This is a genomic window from Deltaproteobacteria bacterium, assembly GCA_009929795.1.
In the GTDB taxonomy this organism is placed as follows: Bacteria; Desulfobacterota; Desulfovibrionia; order Desulfovibrionales; family Desulfomicrobiaceae; genus RZZR01.
Window position 1 is genome coordinate 1 of the sequence record RZZR01000238.1, and the last position, 2,855, is coordinate 2,855.

General features: G+C 60.5%; 3 protein-coding genes. All 3 read left to right on the forward strand.

Translation table 11 applies throughout. From position 1 onward, the window contains the following. Window positions 1-53: 53 nt before the first annotated feature. Entirely contained in the window at window positions 54-497 is a 444-nt protein-coding gene (locus EOM25_13650; protein ID NCC26218.1) for a M15 family peptidase, read from the forward strand. A 250-nt stretch (window positions 498-747) separates the two neighbouring features. Beyond that, window positions 748-2,337, forward strand: a complete 1,590-nt coding sequence (locus EOM25_13655) for a potassium transporter Kef (protein ID NCC26219.1) — start codon at window positions 748-750, stop codon at window positions 2,335-2,337. Window positions 2,338-2,562: 225 nt separating this feature from the next. After that, window positions 2,563-2,855: hypothetical protein (locus EOM25_13660; protein NCC26220.1), on the forward strand; the 293-nt coding region annotated here is incomplete at its 3' end.

Below are 2,855 nucleotides of genomic sequence, written 5' to 3' on the forward strand. Positions count from 1 at the left end.
TTTGCATCCCGCATGCGTTTCCTGGTCGAAACCAATACATTCAATCCGTAATAATGTCAATTTATTTCAATGAGTTGATTGATTTTCAGGGGCGACCAAGTAGCTTTAACCATTGGGATCCCGACGATCCAGCCCAGAAAAACAACTCCTCGGCCTTCAATTTCCGCATGGACACCCAGTCGCCCGGCAAGGCCTCCATCCATGGCTACGGACTGGCCATCGACCTGAACCCGTTCTACAATCCGGCCAGGGTCGCCGACGGCAAGATCGAGCCCCTGGGGGCGGAAACGTTTCTGGACCGTTCCGTCCAGCACAAGGGCATGGTCCGGGAAAACGACGATGTGTTTCAGTTCATGACCAGGCACGGCTGGGCCTGGGGCGGTTTCTTCAAGTCGGGCTTCGACCCCATGCATTTCGAGAAGATCGTGACTCGGCAATACATCATCGATTCCCTGCACTATGCCCCCAACGACTGGGGTATCGAGTCGTCATTATGACCTTTGAAAAACTCAACAGGAAGAGGACCCCAGTCATGAAACAGGCTGTTTCCTTTTCCGGCCGCGACGGCCTCCGGCTGGCCGGAGAACTCTATCGGCCGGAGCCCCTGGCTCGACAAACAGGTTGACCTCTCCATCCAATGGTTCGACAGGCATCTGAAGAACAGATACAAGGAGGCCGCCGGGTCGCCGTGAAATCGCGACATCGACCCTGACCATCCATTTTCAAATTCAACAGGAACTCTCATCCATGCTCGTCATTCTTGTCAGCTTCGCCTTTGCCTTCGGGCTGGCCCTGACCCGCATCGGGCTTCCGCCCATGGTCGGGTTTCTGGTGGCCGGATTCGCCTACAACCTGGCCGGACTGGCCCCGCCCCCCGGCCTGGACATGATCGCCGATCTCGGCATCACCCTGCTCCTCTTCTCCATCGGCCTCAAACTGGACGTCAAAGGCCTGCTTAAGGCCGAAATCTGGGCCAGCGCTACGGCCCAGATGCTTTTGACCACCGGGGCCATGGCCGGAGCTCTGCTCCTGGCCCAATCATGGATGAATTCACCCCTCCTGGGCCTGTCCTGGCAGGCCGTCCTTGTCCTGGCCTTTGCCCTGTCCTTTTCCAGCACGGTCTTTGCCGTCAAGGTCCTCGAGGACAAGGGCGACATGACCGCCCTCTACGGCCGGATCGCCATCGGCATTCTGATCATGCAGGACCTGTTCGCGGTCCTCTATCTGAGCATATCCTCGGGCAAGATTCCCAGCCTCTGGGCTCTGCTTGTCCTGGTCTTGCCGCTCGTCAGGCCGCTTCTCTTCCGGCTTCTGGACATGGCCGGCCGGGGTGAACTGTTCATCCTCTGCGGGCTGTTCATTGCCCTGGGCGTCGGGGCCGAAGGTTTCTCCCTGGTCGGACTGAAGCCCGACCTCGGGGCCCTGGTGGTCGGTGTGCTCGTGGCCGGGCACCCGCGCGCCTCGGAACTGTCCAAGGCCCTGTTCGGCTTCAAGGAGCTCATGCTGGTCGGCTTCTTTCTGTCCATCGGCATGACCGGCCTGCCCACCTGGGAAATGCTGGGCGCTGCGGCCATTCTCTGCCTTCTGCTGCCAGTCAAGACCGGCATCTACCACTTCATCGTCAGCCAGTTCGGCCTGCGGGCCCGGACCAGCCTGTTTTCGGCCCTGGCCCTGACCAACTATTCCGAATTCGGGCTCATCGTCGGCGCCATCGCCGCCAGCCAAGGCCTCATCTCGCCGAACTGGGTCCTGGTCATGGCCATGACCGTGAGCGTCAGCTTTGCCGTGTCCTCGCCCTTAAGCTCACACTCCGAAACAGTCTACCGAGGGATGTTCGGCTGGCTGCGTCGGTTCGAGCGTGAAAGCTGCCATCCCCACGATGCGCCCATCGACCTGGGATCGGTCCGGGCCGTGGTCCTGGGCATGGGCCGCATCGGTACCGGGGCCTACGACGAACTGAACGACACCTTCGGCCGGGACGTCTGCGGAGTGGAAAAGGTCCCGGAGCGGGTCGACTTCAATCGGGGCCAGGGCCGCAACGTCATCCTGGGCGACGCCACGGACACGGAGTTCTGGTTGAAACTCCAAAAGGACAAGAAGCTTGAACTGGTCGTCCTGGCCATGCCCAACCACCAGGGCAACGTCTTCGCCGCCCAGCAGCTGCGCAACCTGGGATTCACCTGTCATGTGGCCGCCATTGCCCGTTTCCCCGAGGAGGTGGAGGAACTGTCCGCAATCGGGGTCTGCGCCGCCCACAACATGTATGAAGAGGCCGGGGCCGGACTGGTCCGCAGGGCCACCGAAAGCTATTGCCTGCTGAAGGATGCCCCCGATTGATGTTCCCAATTTCCCTCTGACGCGCTCCGGATTGGACCGAGGCGAAAGACACGCCGCCCAAAATTTTTTAGGACCGATTGCAAGCCTTCGGAACTCTGAGTATTTTTTTTCAACGCCTCTCTTGTCTTCCTTTTTTCCACGGCGCTATACTGGCTGATGCCGCCCGGGCAGGTTTCCTGTCGGATCGGCCCGTACACGAATACCCCAACCCAGAGCGCCCCGAACGTGGAAACGACACTTGTCCGGGAGGACGCCGTCGTCGGCGAAAACTCCCTGTCCTGCCTGGAAAAATATCTCTTGCGGAAATCGTGGACCGTGGAGGACCGATGCGACCAGGCCTCAGGCCTGGTTCTGACCGTGTCCCGCTCTCCCGAAGGTCGCGAACTGACCTATCCCCACCCGGCCTATGAATATCCCGACCAGAACCGGGGCCAGATTCTGGCCGAAACCCTTGACCGGCTGGCCGACATCGAGGGCAGGCCCCAGACCGAAATCCGGCTGGACATGCGCTCGGCCAT